Source organism: Amphritea sp. (assembly GCF_050300915.1).
In the GTDB taxonomy this organism is placed as follows: domain Bacteria; phylum Pseudomonadota; class Gammaproteobacteria; order Pseudomonadales; family Balneatricaceae; genus Amphritea.
On the sequence record NZ_JBNKYN010000252.1, the window covers coordinates 1 to 523 of the forward strand.

Sequence of the window (523 nt, forward strand, 5' to 3'; positions counted from 1 at the left end):
TGAGCAGCTGGATGTCGCTTTGCGCCTGGAAAAGTTGCTGGAATTTCTTGAGCAGGAAATTGAAATCCTGCAGATCGAGGGTCGGATCCGCAGTCGGGTCAAGACGCAGATGGAGCGCAGTCAGAAAGAGTACTACCTCAATGAGCAGATGCGCGCCATTCAGCAGGAGCTAGGAGAGAAGGACGAGTTCAAGCAGGAAATTGCCGAGTTTGAAGAGCAGATCGAAAAGAAAAAGATGTCCTCCGAGGCAACAGAGAAGGCACGGCAGGAACTGCGCAAACTCAAGATGATGTCTCCGATGTCGGCTGAAGCAACGGTGGTGCGCAATTACATCGAATGGCTACTTTCGCTCCCCTGGCGCAAGGGGACGCGTGACCGGCACGATATCGCGCAGGCCGAGGCGATCCTCGATGCGGATCACTATGGTCTTGAAAAGGTCAAGGAACGGGTTCTTGAGTACCTCGCCGTACAGGCGCTGGTCAAGCAGATCAAGGGGCCGATCCTCTGCCTGGTCGGTCCTCCC

1 pseudogene is annotated in these 523 nt (G+C 55.3%); it reads left to right on the forward strand.

The features are described from left to right. A pseudogene (locus ACQY8X_RS21215) lies at window positions 1-523 on the forward strand (endopeptidase La); the annotation flags it as partial.